Origin of the sequence: Micromonospora inaquosa, from assembly GCF_003857055.1 — a bacterium.
Classification (GTDB): domain Bacteria; phylum Actinomycetota; class Actinomycetes; order Mycobacteriales; family Micromonosporaceae; genus Micromonospora; species Micromonospora inaquosa.
This window is the reverse complement of the sequence record NZ_QGSZ01000170.1, coordinates 1-1,756: the sequence shown is the minus strand read 5'-3', so window position 1 is coordinate 1,756 and position 1,756 is coordinate 1. Positions and strand designations below refer to the sequence as shown.

General features: G+C 69.0%; 2 protein-coding genes. Both read right to left on the bottom strand.

Features of this window, described 5'->3' with window-relative positions; translation table 11 throughout:
- Positions 1-55 precede the first annotated feature (55 nt).
- A complete protein-coding gene (locus DLJ59_RS09085) occupies positions 56-601 on the bottom strand; it encodes an LOG family protein (RefSeq protein ID WP_124772059.1) in 546 nt (181 codons plus the stop codon).
- The gene (locus DLJ59_RS09080; protein WP_124772058.1) at positions 601-1,467 is read right to left on the bottom strand and encodes an LOG family protein; all 867 of its coding nucleotides are present in this window, start codon (positions 1,465-1,467) and stop codon (positions 601-603) included. The genes DLJ59_RS09085 and DLJ59_RS09080 overlap by 1 nt, the downstream gene beginning before the upstream one ends.
- Between the last annotated feature and the right edge of the window lie 289 nt (positions 1,468-1,756).

The window sequence follows — 1,756 nt, the reverse complement described above, 5'->3', positions numbered from 1 at the left end:
CTTCATGATCACCGCGGCCAGCCGGGGCCGGGAGGCCGGGAGGGGCCGGGGTGGGTCAGGTTAGGTGGGATTCCAGGACGTCCACGGCCTCGGTCACGGTGGTGGTCACGGTCAGGAGGTCGCGGCCGGCGGGCTTCAGGAAGGTCTGGTCGGCCAGCGCGTCGAGCCAGTCCAACAGAGGGCGGTAGAACCCGTCGGTGTCAATCAGCACCATCGGCTTGGCGTGCAGCGCGAGGGTGGCGGTGGTCCAGACCTCGAACAACTCGTCCAGGGTGCCCAACCCGCCGGGCAGGGTGAGGAAGGCATCCGACTTGTCGATCATCAGGGTCTTGCGGGCGGCCATCGAGTCGGTCACCAGCAGCTCGTCCGAGGCCAGGTCGGCGACCTCCAGATCGACCAGCGACTGCGGGATCACGCCGACGGTGCGTCCACCGGCGGATCGGGCGCCGTCCGCCAACGCGCCGATCATGCCGACGCAGCCACCGCCGCTGACCAGCGTGTGCCCGCGCCGGGCCAGCTCCGCACCGGTCTCGGCGGCCAGGTCCAACCAGCGCTGATCGAGGGTACGAGAGGAGGCGCAGAAGACGCAGATCGCCGCCATCAGTCGCGGTCCCGGGGCTGCTCGCTGGCCTGAACGGCTGCGGCCTGCTGGTCTGCCTCGATACGGGCGACGGCCTCCTCGCGGACCGCCTCCTGCTCGGCGGAGAGCACGGCCTCCGCCTCGACGATGTACCGGACCGCCTCGTTGACCTCGTCGGTGAGACAGATCAGGTCCAGGTCGACCGGCCCGATCTTGCCGGTGGCGGCCATCGTGTCGCGCAGCCAGTCCAGCAGCCCCTGCCAGTAGGCGACCCCCATGAGCACCACCGGGAACCGGGTGACCTTGCCGGTCTGCACCAGGGTGAGCGCCTCGAACAACTCGTCCATGGTGCCGAACCCACCGGGCAGCACGACGAACGCCTGGGCGTACTTGACGAACATCGTCTTGCGGGCGAAGAAGTAGCGGAAGTCGATGGCCAGGTCGACCCACTCGTTGATGCCCTGCTCGAACGGAAGCTCGATGCCGAGGCCCACGGAGAGCCCACCGGCCTCGCTGGCGCCGCGGTTGGCGGCCTCCATCACTCCGGGCCCGCCTCCGGTGATCACCGCGTAGCCGGCTCGGGCCAGCGCGCCGCCCAACTCCTCGGCCAACTGACACTCGGCGCTGTCCGGCGCGCTGCGCGCGGAGCCAAAGACGCTGACCGCCGACGGCACGTCGGCGAGGGTGTCGAAACCCTCGACGAACTCGGCGAGGATGCGCAGCGCGCGCCAGGCGTCCTTGGTCTTCCAGTCGCCGCGACCCCGCGAATCCAGCAACCGCTGGTCCGCTGTGCTGCTCGGGATCGCCCCTCTACGCAGGGTGACCGCACCGCGATGCCGCTCCTGTCCCGGACCGCGACCGGCCTCCCGCCCGTTGCTCTGGCTCATGGAGCAACCGTAGTGGAGCAGCACCGATCGGGTGCGCGGGGCGGGGACGCCGAGAAATTGTTCAGGATCATGGGCAACTATTCGCCGCTCCCGTACGTCTTACTATTCACATACCGGGTATGCCCCGGCGCGCGCCTTCGGGGGAGGAGACAGCGTGATCAGCAACAGCGAGATGATCCGGATCCGTCGCCAGATGCAGCGACGGATCCGAGATGTGGTGGCCGAGCGCCGCCGCACCCGCCAGCAGAACCCCTGTCACTTATACACATCTGACGCTGCCGACGATCTT